The 16146-nt window shown below is 36.0% G+C and carries 17 protein-coding genes; 5 read left to right on the top strand and 12 right to left on the bottom strand.

The annotated features are described in order from the left end of the window. Window positions 1-194: 194 nt before the first annotated feature. Window positions 195-1589: a class II fumarate hydratase gene (fumC, locus tag ACWPWS_RS20540; protein ID WP_454047748.1), complete on the top strand. Its 1395-nt coding sequence runs from the start codon at window positions 195-197 to the stop codon at window positions 1587-1589. Between the two features lie 74 nt (window positions 1590-1663). Here fumC and ACWPWS_RS20545 read toward each other — a convergent pair whose 3' ends face one another. From ACWPWS_RS20545 to ACWPWS_RS20600, 12 genes are all read right to left on the bottom strand, one after another. Then, window positions 1664-2704, bottom strand: a complete 1041-nt coding sequence (locus tag ACWPWS_RS20545) for a porin family protein (protein WP_454047749.1) — start codon at window positions 2702-2704, stop codon at window positions 1664-1666. Between the two features lie 29 nt (window positions 2705-2733). Continuing rightward, the gene (locus ACWPWS_RS20550) at window positions 2734-3342 is read right to left on the bottom strand and encodes a hypothetical protein (protein WP_454047750.1); all 609 of its coding nucleotides are present in this window, start codon (window positions 3340-3342) and stop codon (window positions 2734-2736) included. Beyond that, window positions 3329-3889, bottom strand: coding sequence for an RNA polymerase sigma factor (locus tag ACWPWS_RS20555; RefSeq protein ID WP_149835407.1), 561 nt, complete (start codon window positions 3887-3889; stop codon window positions 3329-3331). The genes ACWPWS_RS20550 and ACWPWS_RS20555 overlap by 14 nt, the downstream gene beginning before the upstream one ends. A gap of 125 nt (window positions 3890-4014) precedes the next feature. After that, the gene (locus ACWPWS_RS20560; RefSeq protein ID WP_454047751.1) at window positions 4015-4953 is read right to left on the bottom strand and encodes a Dyp-type peroxidase; all 939 of its coding nucleotides are present in this window, start codon (window positions 4951-4953) and stop codon (window positions 4015-4017) included. Window positions 4954-4971: 18 nt separating this feature from the next. After that, window positions 4972-5688 carry an ABC transporter ATP-binding protein gene (locus ACWPWS_RS20565; RefSeq protein WP_454047752.1) on the bottom strand — a complete coding sequence of 239 codons (717 nt, stop codon included), beginning with the start codon at window positions 5686-5688 and terminating at the stop codon, window positions 4972-4974. Window positions 5689-5691: 3 nt separating this feature from the next. After that, the gene (locus tag ACWPWS_RS20570; protein ID WP_454047753.1) at window positions 5692-7158 is read right to left on the bottom strand and encodes a DUF5687 family protein; all 1467 of its coding nucleotides are present in this window, start codon (window positions 7156-7158) and stop codon (window positions 5692-5694) included. Between the two features lie 74 nt (window positions 7159-7232). Further along, the gene (locus tag ACWPWS_RS20575) at window positions 7233-8882 is read right to left on the bottom strand and encodes a DNA repair protein RecN (protein WP_454047754.1); all 1650 of its coding nucleotides are present in this window, start codon (window positions 8880-8882) and stop codon (window positions 7233-7235) included. Between the two features lie 129 nt (window positions 8883-9011). Beyond that, the gene (porD, locus tag ACWPWS_RS20580) at window positions 9012-9917 is read right to left on the bottom strand and encodes a type IX secretion system protein PorD (RefSeq protein WP_454047755.1); all 906 of its coding nucleotides are present in this window, start codon (window positions 9915-9917) and stop codon (window positions 9012-9014) included. 36 nt (window positions 9918-9953) lie between these two features. Further along, complete coding sequence (gene coaBC / locus ACWPWS_RS20585; protein ID WP_454047756.1) at window positions 9954-11159, bottom strand: bifunctional phosphopantothenoylcysteine decarboxylase/phosphopantothenate--cysteine ligase CoaBC; 1206 nt, start codon at window positions 11157-11159, stop codon at window positions 9954-9956. Between the two features lie 127 nt (window positions 11160-11286). Beyond that, on the bottom strand, window positions 11287-11610 hold the full coding sequence (locus tag ACWPWS_RS20590) for a DNA-directed RNA polymerase subunit omega (RefSeq protein WP_034681463.1): 324 nt from the start codon (window positions 11608-11610) through the stop codon (window positions 11287-11289). A gap of 41 nt (window positions 11611-11651) precedes the next feature. After that, window positions 11652-12647, bottom strand: a complete 996-nt coding sequence (locus tag ACWPWS_RS20595) for an outer membrane protein assembly factor BamD (protein ID WP_105684058.1) — start codon at window positions 12645-12647, stop codon at window positions 11652-11654. Between the two features lie 103 nt (window positions 12648-12750). After that, window positions 12751-13380 carry a TetR/AcrR family transcriptional regulator gene (locus ACWPWS_RS20600; RefSeq protein WP_034692722.1) on the bottom strand — a complete coding sequence of 210 codons (630 nt, stop codon included), beginning with the start codon at window positions 13378-13380 and terminating at the stop codon, window positions 12751-12753. 97 nt (window positions 13381-13477) lie between these two features. Between ACWPWS_RS20600 and ACWPWS_RS20605 the strand changes: the two genes are divergently transcribed. From ACWPWS_RS20605 to ACWPWS_RS20620, 4 genes are all read left to right on the top strand, one after another. Continuing rightward, window positions 13478-14104, top strand: coding sequence for a TatD family hydrolase (locus ACWPWS_RS20605; RefSeq protein WP_209786662.1), 627 nt, complete (start codon window positions 13478-13480; stop codon window positions 14102-14104). After that, window positions 14097-14822 (top strand): tRNA threonylcarbamoyladenosine dehydratase, encoded by a 726-nt coding sequence (locus ACWPWS_RS20610; RefSeq protein WP_209786661.1) that lies wholly within the window; start codon window positions 14097-14099, stop codon window positions 14820-14822. Before ACWPWS_RS20605 ends, ACWPWS_RS20610 begins: the two co-directional genes overlap by 8 nt. A gap of 100 nt (window positions 14823-14922) precedes the next feature. Then, window positions 14923-15294 carry a ribonuclease P protein component gene (gene rnpA, locus ACWPWS_RS20615; protein WP_209786660.1) on the top strand — a complete coding sequence of 124 codons (372 nt, stop codon included), beginning with the start codon at window positions 14923-14925 and terminating at the stop codon, window positions 15292-15294. 221 nt (window positions 15295-15515) lie between these two features. Continuing rightward, complete coding sequence (locus tag ACWPWS_RS20620; RefSeq protein ID WP_309513026.1) at window positions 15516-16115, top strand: DUF4126 domain-containing protein; 600 nt, start codon at window positions 15516-15518, stop codon at window positions 16113-16115. The last annotated feature ends 31 nt before the right edge of the window (window positions 16116-16146 follow it).

A 16146-nucleotide genomic window follows, 5' to 3' on the forward strand; every position in this document is an offset into this window, starting at 1 on the left:
TTTAAAAAAATATGAGTAAAATCAGTCATTTATATTGATATTTATAATGATTATAAATTGTAGGATTCTGAGTTTATAAGTACCTTTATAGAAGCTAAATAAACGAAGCCAAAACATTATTTTTTCCACTAAAAATCAATAATGTTAAATTTTTATGGCTTTTAAACCAACAGATCATACAAATTTCAACCACTATGAATTACAGAATAGAAAAAGACACCATGGGAGAAGTGCAGGTACCTGCAGATAAATTTTGGGGTGCACAGACAGAACGTTCCAGAAATAATTTCAAAATCGGACCTGAGGGTTCAATGCCGCATGAAATCATTGAAGCTTTTGCGTATCTGAAAAAAGCAGCAGCCTATACCAATACTGATCTGGGAGTACTTCCTGCTGAAAAAAGAGATATGATCGCTAAAGTATGTGATGAAATTCTGGAGGGAAAATTGAATGACCAATTTCCGTTGGTGATCTGGCAGACAGGTTCAGGAACGCAATCGAACATGAATGTGAATGAAGTAGTTTCCAACAGAGCCCATGTTAATAATGGAGGAACATTGGGTGAAAAATCTGAAATTCACCCGAATGATGATGTGAATAAGTCCCAGTCTTCCAATGATACGTATCCTACTGCCATGCACATCGCTGCCTATACAAAAGTAGTGGAGGTAACCATTCCGGCTGTCGAAAAATTAAAAAATACACTGGCTGAAAAATCAAAAGCCTTCAAAGATGTTGTAAAAATCGGGAGAACCCACCTGATGGATGCTACTCCGCTTACCCTCGGACAGGAATTTTCCGGATATGTGGCTCAGCTGGAATTCGGATTGAGAGCTTTAAGAAATACATTACCTCACCTTTCTGAGCTTGCATTAGGCGGAACAGCTGTAGGAACAGGATTGAATACTCCTAACGGGTATGATGTAAAGGTAGCAGAATATATTGCTCAATTTACCAACCATCCTTTTATTACTGCAGAAAATAAATTTGAAGCCCTTGCTGCGCACGATGCGATTGTTGAATCTCACGGAGCATTAAAGCAACTGGCTGTTTCTTTATATAAAATCGCTCAGGATATCAGATTGCTGGCATCAGGTCCTCGTTCAGGAATCGGGGAAATTCATATTCCTGAAAATGAACCGGGATCGTCTATCATGCCTGGAAAAGTAAATCCTACTCAAAATGAGGCAATGACGATGGTTTGTGCACAGGTTTTAGGAAATGATACCACCATTTCTTTTGCCGGAACTCAGGGAAATTATGAACTGAATGTTTTCAAACCGGTTATGGCTTACAATTTCTTACAGTCTGCCCAGTTGATTGCTGATGCATGTATTTCCTTCAATGATCACTGTGCTGTAGGTATTGAACCGAACCATGAGAGAATTAAAGAGCTTGTAGACAAATCTTTAATGCTTGTGACAGCATTAAATACTCATATCGGATATGAAAATGCAGCTAAGATTGCAAAAACCGCTCATAAGAACGGAACAACCTTAAAAGAAGAGGCTGTTAATCTTGGTTTATTAACTGCTGAACAGTTTGATGAGTGGGTGAAACCAGAAAATATGGTAGGAAGTTTAAAATAATGATTCTATAACTGATACAACGCAAAAACTCCGGGAGCTTTTCCCGGAGTTTTTCGTTTGCTATTAAAATATATTTAATCTAATCCAATGGCCAAGCCGAATATCAGTGCTTTATCATTTTTGAAGTAACTGTCTTTAAAGAAGTTGCTGAAATCTTTTTTAACAAAGAGACTAAAGCTGTTGTAGGAAACCGTAATCTGTGCTCCGTATACAAAAGGATTCACCTGATAATTTCCACGGTCTCTGGTTTCACCATCACTATCTTTTACAATATTGTTGGTAGACATTTTTACCCCTCCGTATACATTGGCTCCAATTTTAAATCCGGTGTAATAGCTGCGGTACTGGATATCCATTCCTGCATTCTTAAGCTTGGAGAAATTATATTGTACTCCCAAAGGAACCATAATATACCCAGTTCTCAGTTTACTTTTATCAAGATTTTCGTTAGCTTGAACTAAAGCAACTCCCTGCTCTGCACTTCTTGTAAACAGCATATTATTATCTGCTCTAAGGGTTCTCCATGAGAATCCTAATCCGGAAATAACGGCCCAGGGACTTGTTCTGCTAAGTTGATAGTTCAGTTTCAGACCAAACTCAAGGTTATTGGCATATCCGATATTTTTATCCAGTACATTATCCGGAGAGCTATTCGTTAATGTCATAATTCCGTAGGAGAAATATCCTGTAAAGCTTCTGCTGGGACGGAATTTTTTCAAAAGCTTTTCTTTAAGTTCTTCTTTGGACGTAACATCTGTATTCAAAAGAGAATATCTTACCTGCTTCTGAATCACATCATCCAGATCAAATCCAAGTTCCTCAATTCTTTTATCCATTTTCTCAGAATATCGATCTGCAATCAGAGCTTTTTCTCTGTCGAAATCAGATTTATTGAGATTTTTTGCCTGCAAAACGACCAATTCCTCCTCCATCAGTTTTTTTTCTTCCTGAATAATAGCGTTGATTTTAGCTGCATATTCTTCTACTTTCTCTTTTACAATCGGGCTTACCTCCGTATCTTTTTTAGAAGACAGATTAATATTGAATTTCTTTTGTGCATGGATTGACGCTGAAAAAAAGCACAGCAATCCCATTACGATTAATTTCTTGATCATAGTATTATTTTTTATTTTTTACAGATAAATTATCTGGCATTCAAATCAATAGTAGTTGCCACGTTGCTTCCATCTTTTGTTTTTTCGATGACATCTTTATGCTCTACTGAGAAAAGAAGCGTGGAAGGATCTACATATTTTTTCTTTTTAACCGGAGTTTTTAAAGAATCGGCTTTCGCCATCAGTCTAGGATTGGAAATCTGAGGAATCTCCAGTTTCTTAATAGGAATCATTTCTTTAGGAAGAAGTTTATTTTGCCCTACTGCCACTGGAGAAATAACTTCTTTGTTATCTTCTGAAAGTGTTTTCTTCACTTCCTTTTTATCATTATTCTCAACTGCCAGCGGAATATTATTCTGAACCGGAACTTTTATAATTTCTTCTTCATTATTTTTTGCTGTTTTCTTTACAATTTCCGGTTGTGTTTCTGAAGGCTGATTAAGAAAAAAGAAAACACTCCCTAAACCAAATGTCAACAGTAAACATGCAGCTATTAATATCCAGTTCACCTGTAATCTGGGACGATTACTGCTATTCTGAAGCTCAATTTCAGACCACAGATCGCGCGATGGGGTAATTTCTCTTTCCTCCATCTGTTTTTTGATCTGCCATTCCATATTATCTTTAGACGTTTTCATTTTTCACTTTTTTTTGTTGTTGAAAGTAGATCTTTCTTAATTTTTCTTTTGCTCTAAACAACTGGGTCTTGCTGACAGCCATTGAAATCTGCAAAGTATCAGCAATTTCCTGATGAGAATAGCCTTCCAGTACATACAGGTTAAAAACCATTCTGTAAGCATCGGGAAGCTGATCCAAAAGTTCCTGTGCATTAAAATCACAATCTATCTCCGGCTCATGGATGTCTTCGTGAAAAGACTGGTTGATTTCGTCCAGATAGAATACTGTTTTATGGCTTTTGATAAAATTCAGACATTCATTAACGACAATTCTCCTCGCCCAGCTTTCCAGGTTCGATTCTCCTCTGAAGCTTTCTATGTGCTTAAAAATTTTACAGAATGCTTTTATGAGACAATCTTCTGCCTGATACAAATCGCTCACATAGCTTTTGCTTACACTCAGGAATCTCTTCACATTCTGTTCATAGAAAATCTTCTGTGCAGCCGGATCCTGTTTTTTCAGGAGGCTCAACAAATCATTCTTTTTATTTCCGAACAAAAGTTTCATGCTTATGCTGTTTCTATCTTAAAGACACTCAAAACAAAAAAAGGTTACAATTTTTTAAAAATATTTTTATTGATATTACTTAATAAAGGAAAAAGACTGCCTTAGAATGAGACAGCCTTTGTATTTTATCCTGAAAATTCATCAAGCATATTTCTGGTGGGAACGAAGAAAAGTGTTCCGGTAACTGCGGTACTGAAATCTAAGATTCTGTCATAATTTCCCGGTGGATCACCTATAAACATATTGGTCAACATCTTTTTTGTTGTGGTAAATGTGCTTGAATAGGCAATAAAATAGGTTCCGAACTCATTTGTAGAAGGATTACCAAAAGGCATATTATCTCTGACTATTTTCAATTCCTCTCTATTCTCGCCTTCGATATTGGCTAAAGCAATGTGTGAATTCGAAGGTTTTACATCATCAGACATTTCAATATCATTTTCCTTTGATCTTCCGATCACTTTCTCCTGATCTTCTGTGGACAGACTTTTCCAGGCATCCATATTGTGAAGGTACTTCTGAACGAAAAGATAACTTCCTCCTTTATATTGAGGATCTTCATCTCCTATTTTTCCAAAATAATCACGGTCGTCACCATGCGGATTTTCCGTTCCGTCTACAAAACCAAGAATGGAACGTGCATCCCAATATTTAAATCCGTGAATTTCAAGAACACTTTCAGCTACGGAGCTCAATAATTTGGATATTTCAATCGCCATATCGAAAATCAGGCTTTTGTTATCTGCTCTCAGGTGAAAATGAAGATCTCCGGGAGTGGAAACAGCCGTGTGTTTTACTCCTTTTATTTCTTCAAAATCGGTCAATTCCTTTGGCAGTGGTGTTGGAAGTTCCAGTTTCCTCCATGCTTCAGCACCAATTCCCATGACACAGCTTGCCCTGCTGTCCGGAAAACGGTTAAAAACCGAATTATTAAGATTTAAAACCAAAGCACACAGCTCCTGAAAAATATCTTTCAGCTGAGGGCTTTCATGAAGTTTCCAGACCATGAAAATAGTATTGCTATTGGGATAGTCTGTCACATTCTGTGATTCTGTCGTATTCATACCTCTATTTTTGTGGTATTAAATATCCGAAACTGACACCTGATCTGCAAAATATTGTTCCAAATCTTTCAAAGTTTCAGGATTGGTCTGAATATCTTTTACCAGAAGACCTTTATTTACAACCACGATTCTGTTGCATACTTCTGTTGTATGCGAAAGATCATGACTGGAAATAAGGAAAGTAACACCATCTTGTTTTGATAATTCTTTGATCAGATTTTTAAGTTTGATCTGCGTAGAAGGATCCAGGTTGGCAAAGGGCTCATCGAGAATAATAATCTCAGGATTTCCAATGATAGCTCCTACGATTCCTACTTTTTTCTGATTTCCTTTTGAAAGATCACGGATATATTTCCCGGATTTCAGGATCTCACCATTGAAAAAATCATGAAAAGGTTTCAGGAATTCATCTACAGATGCTTTGTTCTGACCTCTCAGCTCCCCGATGAAATAAAAATATTCCTCCGGAGTAAGATAGCCAATGAGAAAGGTATCATCTACAAATGCTGAAACTTTATTTTTCCAGACTTCGGATTCATTGACCTTAATTCCGTCAATACTTACAAATCCTGTACTTGCCTGAATCAAATCCAGCATCAGGCTGAAAAGGGTTGTTTTTCCTGCTCCGTTATTTCCTACAAGGCCAAATGTTTCCCCGTTTGGAATTTCAAGATTTTCAATATTAAGAACAGTTGCTGTTCCGTATGTTTTGGATAAATTTTGTATGTTGATCATGTTTTAACCTTTATTTTTAAATGCATCAAGTGCGCTGTATTTTTCTCTTTTATATTGTTTTACAATGATATCGAAGATCTTTTCTCTCATAAAAAATCCGATAACTCCAATAATAGCAATACTTACCACTCCACCTGTAATTCCTGTAAAATATTTTGCCAAAGCAAATACACCCATAGGAAGAAGCATTTTAGGAATCAATAAAAGCATAGCCACCATATTAAAACTTCCTTTCTGCCCCAGTCTTTTTTCCTTTGAGTTCAGGTCAATCTGAGTTTTGTTGAAGGCTCCCGACCATAAAGTAAATTGAGAATTCACCCCCATATTGTACAATCCTGCTGCAAAAAATGTGACATATACTTCCCAGCCAAAATAAGCATAGCAAAGTGCTACAATTATAGAAGCTCCTGTTACAATATTCATCAGCCACCATTTTGCTTTTAAATATTCTTTGTACGGAACATTCAGAGTCATCATCAGAGGATAATATGAGCTGTCAAAAGCCGGCACCCTCTGCCCAAAAAGAAACTGGAAGCCACCTGTTACAAATAATCCCATGAACATCATCATTGCAGGGGTTTTGTATAGTGAAGAAGTAAACATCAGCAATCCATAAAAAAGAAACATAACACTGCCAAGTAAAATACCTTTTGTGACCTTATTACGTCTCAACATTTTAACATCGTTATTGATAAATGTACCAATAACCCCATATTTATTCAGGAAAGCTATATTTTCTGTTTTCCCTACTGTTTTCTTGGCTTCAAGCCCCTGATCAAGATAAAACTCTTTACGCAGATAACGGAAACATATCCACCACAGCAGGACAAACAGAATAACAGGGATCAGGGCAAAGTAAGGCTTTTCATAGAAGCTTAAAAAAACTGATTCTGAGTAAGACAAAACCGGAATGATATTGTAGTATCCCAGACTTCCGATGATCACAAAACAGATTCCTATGGCAATAGCTAAAGGCTCTTTCCCATTGAAAAAAATATTGATAAAGTTATTCAGATAGAGCAATGCTATGACTCCAATAAGCCACACCAGTATTCCTATAATGCTGTATCCGTTGAATAACGCAATCAGGGAAAATGTGATAAAGAATAATGAGGTCAGCCAGCTGAATGCAGAAAGAAAGGTTTTAGCCAGCATATAATTGACCAGTGTATTCTTCCTGATATTCATCGTCAGAAACGGTTTAATATTTTGTGTAGGAACTTCCTGCCATAAATATTTAATAGCCAAATCTATAATCCACGCAACGATCATGAATTTTGAAACCATCTTTAAAGGGTTCTGATGCATTTCTTCCTGAATGTAGAAAAAAGCAAGAAAGGCACCTCCAATAAGACATCCTATGAAGTAAAGAATTCCTATGAAACGGAGGATTTTCATGGTCAGGTTGATCCCTAAAGATGTACCACGAAAGAAGCTTTTGATTTCAAGCCTAAGGAACTTTAGAAACATATGTTAGTTTTTTACATTAGTAAATATAATGTAAAATATGTTACAAATTTTTAACGAAAATTAGATTTCTATAGTTATCCTATAAGCTCTTTTGCCTGTGCCAGAGCGGCTTCTGTAATTTTACTTCCGGAAAGCAATTGGGCAATTTCGTTCAGTTTTTCTTCACTGCTTAAAGGAATAATGGTGGATTGTGTTTTGCCTGAAATATCCTGCTTCACCACTTTATAATTATCATTTCCCTTGGCGGCAACCTGTGCAAGGTGAGAAATAACGATCAACTGCATGTCTTCAGACATTTCTCTCATAAGGTTTCCGATCTCTTCAGCTACTTTTCCTGAAACTCCGGTATCAATTTCATCCAGAATAAGGGTTGGAAGCTCATCACTTTCTGCAATAATCTTCTTTACAGCAAGCATTACTCTTGATCTTTCTCCTCCGGAAATAGCAGTCTGGATAGGTTTTAAAGGAAAACCGGAATTGGCCTGAAACAACAGCTGGATATTTTCTTTTCCAAACGGGTTGAATTCTTCAGCATCCTGTAATTCTATATCGACTTTTGCTTTTTCCAGCCCTAGTTTTTTCAGAAGGACTTCTGCTTTTTTGATGAAAACAGGAACATTCTTATGTCTGTTCTTTGAAAGCTTTGCAGCAAGGGTCTGAAGTGTTTTTTCTTTTTGAGAAATATTGTTTTCTGTTTCTTCAATCTGTGATTCCAGATCAGAAGCTCCTTTCTGATCTCCTGCCAGCTGATTTCTGATTTCAATCAGTTCATGAAGATCTGAAACATTGTGCTTCAGGAATAAAGCATTGATTTTGTTATTAAGATCGGTAAGGTATACCAGATTTTCCGGATTGATTTCAACCCTCTCCGCCTCATGTTCCAGTTCGGAAATGATATCTTTAAGTTCTACAAAAGAGGTTTCAAGTCTTTCATCAAGTTCAGCAAAACTGGTGGAAACTTCGGAAATTTTCGAAAGCTTGTTTGTGGCTTCATGGAAGAAGGATAAAATACCTATTTCTTCCTGATGGAATCTTGATAAGATCTGGCCTACATTTTCTGAAATCATCCCTGCATTTTCCTGAATAGAAAGCTGATTCTGAACATCTTCATAGTCTACATCATCAAGTTTAAGCTCTTCCAGTTCGTTAAGCAGAAATTCTTTGTAATCACTTTCTTTATTAGATTCTGAAAGCTGGGTTTTCAGCTTTTTCAACAATAGTTTAAGAGTCTGAAAATCAGAAAACTCCTGTTGATAATCTTCTATAATTTTTTTATTCTCAGAAAGCCCGTCAATAATTTTAAACTGATATTCTGAGGTAAAAAGGTTAGAGGTTTCAAATTGAGAATGGATATCAATGAGCTGTGAGGAAAGTTCTTTAAGAATATCCAGCGTTACCGGTACATCATTAATGAAAGCCCGGGATTTTCCTGAAGGAAGGATTTCTCTTCGGATAATGGTCTGAAGCTCATAATCCAGATCATTTTCAATAAAGAATTTCTTAAACTGATTATTGAGCGAAAACTCGGTTTCCACAACGCTTTTTTCTTCAGCTTTGGCAATAGATTTTACATCTGCTCTTTCTCCTAAAATAAGTCGCAAAGCCCCTAAAATAATAGATTTACCGGCCCCGGTTTCTCCGGTAATAACCTGTAAACCATTTTTCAATGATACTTCAAGGGTATCAATCAGGGCAAAGTTTTTAATGTAAATTCTCGAAAGCATTGATAATCCGGGTTATAATCCAATTTGAGTTTGAACGGTAAAATTAAGTTTTTTTAATGAGTTAAGAAATCGTTTTTTGATTGTGCACTCATCAATCATGCTATCTGTTATTAAACGTACTCAGAAATTTTAGACTTTCCATTTATTCCACTTATTCTCTATATTCTTTGGTGAGAGGATAATCATATTCTGCTTAAGGTCATTAAGAATGAGACCTCCATTATTTCCAGAATTGAAAATATTGAAAATTTCATCACTTTTGGTATCCATGAACAGGTTGAAGAAAAATGCCTGCTGGAAATTGTTTTCGTACATTTTAAGTTGCATCAGAGCATCAAAAATCACTTTTTTCCCGGCCGTCTGATCCTGGTTGAAAAGGTTATCCAATCCTGCTCTGTGGTAAGTATAAATGGTAGAACGTAACTGACTCCAGTTTGGGTTCATGATTTCGTTGATCAAAATAGAACGGCTTCTTGGCTCGTTGATGGTATTCCAGCCCTCATAGTTTCTGTTTTGGGAATTCTGTGCAATCTGCTGTGCTTTTGCATACCATTGAGATCCTCCCATAGACTGGAAGCTATCTGCATCCAACCCTAAAATCACATAAATATAGAAACTGATCACATCCGTAAGATTCTTCCCTGAAAACTGTCTTTCATTAAAAATAAGACTCTCATTTTCAATGTACTCAAAGGCAAATCTTTGATCCTGAAGGTTCAGTAAAGGAGATTCATAGGTTGTATTATACACAGGTCTTACTGCCTGAATAACAATAGTTCCTTTGAATTTATTTACGTCTCTTTCAGAAATAACAATAGAAAAAGCACATTTTATTTTTTCAAAATTCTGAAGTTTTTTACCCGTCCAGCTGGTATTATTAATAAAATCCCTGAGACTTTTCTCCAATGCTTTATAGGCCTGCTGGTTACTTCCCCCAAGCTGATTGGAGTTTACCTGCACTGTTGCCAACAGCTCCTGAGAAAAACTTTGGGTATATAGAAAAAACAGAAAAAATAAACTTATAATTTTTTTCATTGTCTATTAAAAATTGAGAACGGAAATTTATTAAAATTATTTTAAAAATTGAGCCTCTACAAAATTGAGAATATCTTTTGCTACATCATCCTTTGATTTCAGATTGAATTCTTTTTTCTCTGTTTTCGTAAATATTTTGATTTTGTTGGTGTCATTTTTAAAACCAGCGCCTTCGTCACGAAGAGAATTCAGAACAATCATATCCAGATTTTTCTTTTCCAGTTTTCCTTTTGCATTTTCCTCTTCATTTTGGGTTTCCAGGGCAAATCCTACCAGAAACTGGTGAGTCTTCTTTTCCCCCATTGTTTTAAGGATATCAGGATTCTTAACCAATTCAATCGTTAGGTTTTCATCATTTTTTTTGATCTTTTCCTTAGCCACTTCTTTTGGAGCATAATCTGCTACTGCCGCACTGGCAATCCCGATGTCTATTCTGTCGTAAAATTCAAATACTTTGGCCAGCATTTCTTTTGCCGAAATTACTTTATGAAGTTCAACATTTGGATCATTAAGGGTCTGAAAACTTGGTCCTGAAATCAAAATCACTTTTGCGCCTCTTTTTGAAGCCTCTTCTGCCAGAGAGAAGCCCATTTTCCCAGACGAATGATTTCCGATGAATCTTACCGGATCTATGGCTTCATAAGTAGGTCCTGCAGTAATTAAAACCGTTTTCCCATCAAGACTTCCGGAATGGCTATCTGGATGAAAATAATGTTCTACTGTAGTAAAGATTGTTGCAGGCTCTGCCATTCTTCCCTGCCCGATCAGTCCGCTTGCCAGCTCTCCGTTTTCCGCAGGTATGATTATATGTCCAAAACTTTCTGCCAGCTCCAGATTCTTTTTTGTAGAAGGATGTGCATACATATCAAGATCCATTGCAGGAGCAATGAATACCGGGCATTTTGCAGACATATACGTTGCAATAACCAGGTTATCACACATTCCGTGGACCATTTTAGACAGTGTATTGGCCGTACATGGAGCGACAATCATAACATCTGCCCACAAAGCCATTTCCACATGACTGTTCCATGTTCCGTTACTGCTGTAAAAGTCTGAATACACAGGTCTTTTGGATAATGTAGACAGACTTAGTTTCGTCACAAAGTTTTCAGCATCAGGAGTCATAATAACCTGAACTTCGGCTCCTTTCTTCACAAAATCTCTGATGAGAAAATGAATTTTGTAAGCCGCAATTCCTCCAGAGACAGCGATAAGTATCTTTTTACCGGAAACACTCATTTAGTTCTAATTTTTGAAATACTAAAGTACTTATTTTTTCCCACACAATGAGGCTTTAAAACAACAAAAGGTCATAAAAGAAATGAATTCCTTTATGACCTTGATTTATTAAAACACAGATGATTGATTATTTTCTTTCTTCTGTTTTTCTGAAATAAACATCTTCGTTTAACCATTCTTCAATAGCAATTGAAGTTGGCTTTGGAAGCTTTTCGTAATGTTTAGAGATCTCAATTTGTTCTCTGTTTTCGAAAACCTCTTCTAATGTAGAATTATGAACAGCAAATTCATCCAATTTATTGTGAAGTTCCGTACGGATCTCCGCATTGATCTGCTCTGCTCTCTTTCCCATGATAACAATAGCTTCATAGATTGAACCTACTTTATCTTCAATCTTATCTTTATCGTAAGTAATAGTATTTACTTCTGCTTTTGTATCTTTTACACTCATTTTGAGAAAATTATTTTATTTTAAGATGGCAAATTTACGAATTATCTTTGAATTTTGAAAGTCGCTGCCGGAGGAGGCGTCTTAAGCGCCGCACTGTCCCTCTGTAACTGGATTGCTTTCTTTTCGTTGCTGATCTGATCCTTTATTTGCTGATCAGCTTTATCTTTATCTGCCAGTTTTTCGGCTTCTTTTTTCTGTCTTGCCGTTAAAGCTGCAATTCTTGCTTCAGTTTGTTTTTTAACAACAACGAAGTTTTGTTTTTCCTTTTCCAGCTTTTCCCTAAGATCTAATGCCGTTTTAGAATATTCTGTATTAGGAAGCTCTTTCTCTACCACTTTTGTATAAGTCAGAGCACTTTCAATACGCTCATCTTTAAGATTATATACGGATTTCATCGCCAGTTCATAACGTGACTTCATGATATAATCATAAATTTTTGAACGAAGTTTTGTACTTGGGAAATCTTCTAAAACATTTTCAAATGCTACATTCGCTGCTTTATACTCTCCCATTTTATAGTATTGTCTTCCGTTTTCGTAAGCTTTAAATTCAAGCTTATAAGACAATTCATCAATAAGTTGGCTGATATTTTTAGATCTTTCAGAGTTGGGATAATTGTTCAGGAACTCCTGAAGCTCATTAATAGCCAATTCTGTACTGGACTGATCTAAGTTATAGTCCATAGATCCTTCATAATAGCACAATGCAGACATATACGCTGCTTCTTCAGCTCTTGGATCTTTTGGGAAACTCACTGCAAAGTTTTTAAACTGGTGACCTGCCAGCTTATAACTCTTGTCATAGTAGTTAGCATAAGCAGTGTTGAAACCTACATTAGGAAAATCATCCGTTCCTGCCACAAGATTTGCCAGTCTGTCGTAAAGAGCCAATGCATTTTTCCACTTTTTCTTAGCGAAATTTTCATTAGCTGCCTTTAAGATAAATTCTTTATCAGCACTCCTCATTGCTCTTTCCTGTTGGCTTACACAAGATGAAATCACCGCTACAACAAAAAGACCTAAAATATATTTTTTCATATAAAAAGTTCAACAGTTTTCGGATTATACAGCCGATTTACTAATTTGCAAAAATATAACTTTTTTGTCAATAGATTTTTTTTTATGAATATTTAACGTAATTTTAGTCTGCAGCGTATCCCAGAATCGCAAAAACACTTAATAAAAGATTCATTCTCACCTTTTTCTCAGCTTCTTTTGCATAGGTTTCCTCATTTTTGCTCGGAACATAGAGCTCATAGAAGTTTTTATTCCTGATTACAAATAAGGTGGATCCGATAATCATGGTAAGAATATCTTCAGGCTTTGGGGTAAAAGTAAAAACACCTGATGCAACGCCTTTTTTAATGACTTCATCCAGTTTTTTGACAAATAACTGATAGAAATCAAGCAGTTCATCTTTCAGGTTTTCTGTATGACGAAGCTCCTGGGTCACAAAACCATGGAAATAATTATACTTAAAAAGCTGAGAAACAATATATTTAATCATTTCCCGCAACTGCATTTCCGGTTTTCCTTCTTTGATGGTATCCGCAAATTCCGAAAAGTTCTCTCTGGTTTTCAGCACCCTGTACTGATAGAGGTAAGACATCATTTTCTCTTTGGAACCAAAGTAATAAGAGATCATGGCAACATTAATATTTGCTTTAGAACAAATATCTCTTACAGAAGTTCCCTCGTATCCTTTTTTTGCAATCAGCTCTTCTGCAATATCCAGTATGTGAATCTGTTTTTCTGTAAATTTTTTTTTCATGAAGTGTACTTTGAGTAAAGTTAAGAAATTTTTAACACATTTATAAACGTACGTTTAATAATTTTAAATTAATTCTGAAAAATCCTTACTTTTGAATATGGAATTTTTTGATTTTCACCATCATAAAAAAAACATCAGAAACGGAATTTACAATCTGAACATTGAGCAAATTCCGCCTGATTCCCCTTATTCTATCGGAATTCATCCCCAAGATATTGATGTAAATAATATAGAACAGCAATTTTTGTGGATGAAAAATATGATATTTCAGAACTGTTTTGCCATTGGTGAATGCGGCTTAGATTCTTTAGTTTCTATTGATCATAAAATTCAGGAAGAAGTGTTTTTAATGCAGATTAAGATTGCTAATGAAGTAAAAAAACCTCTGATTATTCATTGTGTAAGAAAATTTTATGAGGTTATTTCATTTAAAAAGAAGGCGGAACAGCCTATGATCATTCATGGTTTTAATAAGAAACATCAAATTGCTGAAGATCTTCTTGCCAATAATTTTTACCTGAGTTTTGGAAAAGCTGTTTTGTATAATTTATCTTTGCAGGATATTTTGAAAAACACTCCATTAGACAAAATCTTTTTAGAGACTGACAATGAAGATTTTAACATCGAAGAATTGTACGTTAAAGTTTCGGAAATAAAAGAAGTTTCTTTGGAACAACTCAATGAACAAATTTTAGAAAATTTACACAGAATAAAAAATGGATAAATACTGGCTGGAAAGAACTGAACTTTTGATAAAAGAAGATGGATTAGAAAAGCTCATAAAAGCCAATGTGCTTGTAGTAGGCCTAGGCGGAGTAGGTTCTTTTGCCGCGGAATTTCTAGCAAGAGCCGGAGTGGGAAATATGACGATTGTGGATGGTGATACGGTAGATATTACCAATATCAACAGACAGCTTCCTGCTTTGCATTCTACGGTCGGAAAACATAAGGTAGAGGTGGTTGCTGAAAGGCTTCTTGATATCAATCCACAGCTTAATTTAACGAAGATCAATGAATTTCTGAATCCGGAAAGAATGGATGAAGTTTTGGATTCTGCAAAATTCGATTATGTTCTGGACTGCATCGACAGTGTTACGCCAAAGCTTTGTCTGATTATTGCAGCCAAAAGAAGAAGGATAAAAATTGTAAGTTCAATGGGAGCCGGCGGAAAAACCGATCCAAGCAAAGTATTGGTAAGAGATATTAGCAAAACTGAACATTGCCACCTTGCAAGACAGGTAAGAAAAAGGCTGAAAAAAGCAAAAATTGACAAAGGAGTTCGTTGTGTTTTTGCCAATGATATTCAGGATGAAGAAAGTTTGAAAATGACTGATGGAACCAATTATAAAAGATCTTTTTACGGAACAATAAGTTATATGCCTGCTATTTTCGGGTTGTATACCGCTTCAGAAGTGATTAATCATTTATTAAACCAGGATTAAAATATTCCCCAGCCTATTTCACAGATTTACAAAACGATTTCGTATATAAATTTGTGAAATAGACGGGAGAAAAATAAAAACCCCTATTTACACTCCGTAAATGACAAATTTCCAATATCCCAGAGCGGAAAAGCTCAAAAAAAATACAGAGATCAGTTTGCTTTTTGAAAAAGGCAAATGGAGAACGAGCGGAAATCTGAGAATTATTATTCTGAAAGACAAACCCAATCTTGCTGTAGAAGATGCAAAATTTGGCGTTTCTGTTTCTAAAAGATATTTTAAAAGAGCAGTGCACAGAAACCGTATCAAAAGATTACTGAGAGAATGTTATCGTCTGAACAAAGATTTGTTTAAACAAGCGTTTGGAGAAAAAACTGTGGCCATGCTGTTTTGGGTTTCTGCTGAGATGCCTCCGAAATTTCAGGATGTAGAGGCTCAGTTTATAAAGCTTTGTGAAGCACAGAAAAAGTAATTTTCCGTTAGAATAAGAGATCTGTGATAACCTGCAGACTTTTTATTTTCCCACGGATCACACAGATTTATGCTGATTATTACGTAGGTATTTTTTTATTCTACAGTAAATCACAGATAGCAAAGATCGAAACTCGTATCCCGGAGCTCAAAAATCAACCATACTCTTAATTTCAGATAGTTTTTGTATTTTTAGAGAAAACAATAAATCTGAAAATTAATATGTTAGACAATATTCCCTATTTTCCTTATATAATCAGTGCGTTTATCGGCATTGGATTGGCGGCGGCTACAGGCTTCCGGGTATTTCTTCCCATGTTTATCGTAAGCCTTGCCTCTTATTTCAATTGGATTCCCATGAATGAGCATTTTGAATGGCTTGCAGGCCTGCCTACGCTTATTACAACAGGAATAGCCACTATTATTGAGATTCTGGCTTATTATATCCCTTTTGTTGATCATTTACTGGACACGGTCTCTATTCCTATGGCCACAGTTGCAGGTTCCATTTTATTTGCCAGCCAGTTTGCTGAGCTTGGAACTTTTCCGCAATGGGCACTGGCATTAATTGCGGGTGGAGGCACCGCAGCAACGATCAGTTCCGGATTTGCAGGAATAAGGGCCGCTTCTACCGCAACAACAGGAGGTCTGGGAAATTCTATGGTAGGAACAACAGAGACGGCAGGAGCAGGCATAATGTCTATTCTCGCGATGGCAGCTCCAGTACTGGCCGCTATTTTTGCAATAATTACCTTAATTGTTGTTATTGTGTTCGGACGAAAAGCCTGGAAAAAATTAAGAAGCAGTAAAAACAATCCTTAGAAATGATAAAATAAAAAAGGTACTGTTCTAA

It is taken from the genome of Chryseobacterium sp. Marseille-Q8038 (assembly GCF_965111995.1).

What these genes read in the sequence shown, in the direction of transcription:
- ACWPWS_RS20545 (WP_454047749.1), bottom strand. Translation starts at nt 2,704, where the DNA reads ATGATCAAGAAATTAATCGTAATGGGATTGCTGTGCTTTTTTTCAGCG.
- porD (WP_454047755.1), bottom strand. Translation starts at nt 9,917, where the DNA reads ATGAAAAAAATTATAAGTTTATTTTTTCTGTTTTTTCTATATACCCAA.
- ACWPWS_RS20595 (WP_105684058.1), bottom strand. Translation starts at nt 12,647, where the DNA reads ATGAAAAAATATATTTTAGGTCTTTTTGTTGTAGCGGTGATTTCATCT.
- ACWPWS_RS20570 (WP_454047753.1), bottom strand. Translation starts at nt 7,158, where the DNA reads ATGTTTCTAAAGTTCCTTAGGCTTGAAATCAAAAGCTTCTTTCGTGGT.
- ACWPWS_RS20560 (WP_454047751.1), bottom strand. Translation starts at nt 4,953, where the DNA reads ATGAATACGACAGAATCACAGAATGTGACAGACTATCCCAATAGCAAT.
- ACWPWS_RS20600 (WP_034692722.1), bottom strand. Translation starts at nt 13,380, where the DNA reads ATGAAAAAAAAATTTACAGAAAAACAGATTCACATACTGGATATTGCA.
- ACWPWS_RS20590 (WP_034681463.1), bottom strand. Translation starts at nt 11,610, where the DNA reads ATGAGTGTAAAAGATACAAAAGCAGAAGTAAATACTATTACTTACGAT.
- ACWPWS_RS20575 (WP_454047754.1), bottom strand. Translation starts at nt 8,882, where the DNA reads ATGCTTTCGAGAATTTACATTAAAAACTTTGCCCTGATTGATACCCTT.
- ACWPWS_RS20610 (WP_209786661.1), top strand. Translation starts at nt 14,097, where the DNA reads ATGGATAAATACTGGCTGGAAAGAACTGAACTTTTGATAAAAGAAGAT.
- rnpA (WP_209786660.1), top strand. Translation starts at nt 14,923, where the DNA reads ATGACAAATTTCCAATATCCCAGAGCGGAAAAGCTCAAAAAAAATACA.
- coaBC (WP_454047756.1), bottom strand. Translation starts at nt 11,159, where the DNA reads ATGAGTGTTTCCGGTAAAAAGATACTTATCGCTGTCTCTGGAGGAATT.
- fumC (WP_454047748.1), top strand. Translation starts at nt 195, where the DNA reads ATGAATTACAGAATAGAAAAAGACACCATGGGAGAAGTGCAGGTACCT.
- ACWPWS_RS20620 (WP_309513026.1), top strand. Translation starts at nt 15,516, where the DNA reads ATGTTAGACAATATTCCCTATTTTCCTTATATAATCAGTGCGTTTATC.
- ACWPWS_RS20565 (WP_454047752.1), bottom strand. Translation starts at nt 5,688, where the DNA reads ATGATCAACATACAAAATTTATCCAAAACATACGGAACAGCAACTGTT.
- ACWPWS_RS20555 (WP_149835407.1), bottom strand. Translation starts at nt 3,889, where the DNA reads ATGAAACTTTTGTTCGGAAATAAAAAGAATGATTTGTTGAGCCTCCTG.
- ACWPWS_RS20550 (WP_454047750.1), bottom strand. Translation starts at nt 3,342, where the DNA reads ATGAAAACGTCTAAAGATAATATGGAATGGCAGATCAAAAAACAGATG.
- ACWPWS_RS20605 (WP_209786662.1), top strand. Translation starts at nt 13,478, where the DNA reads ATGGAATTTTTTGATTTTCACCATCATAAAAAAAACATCAGAAACGGA.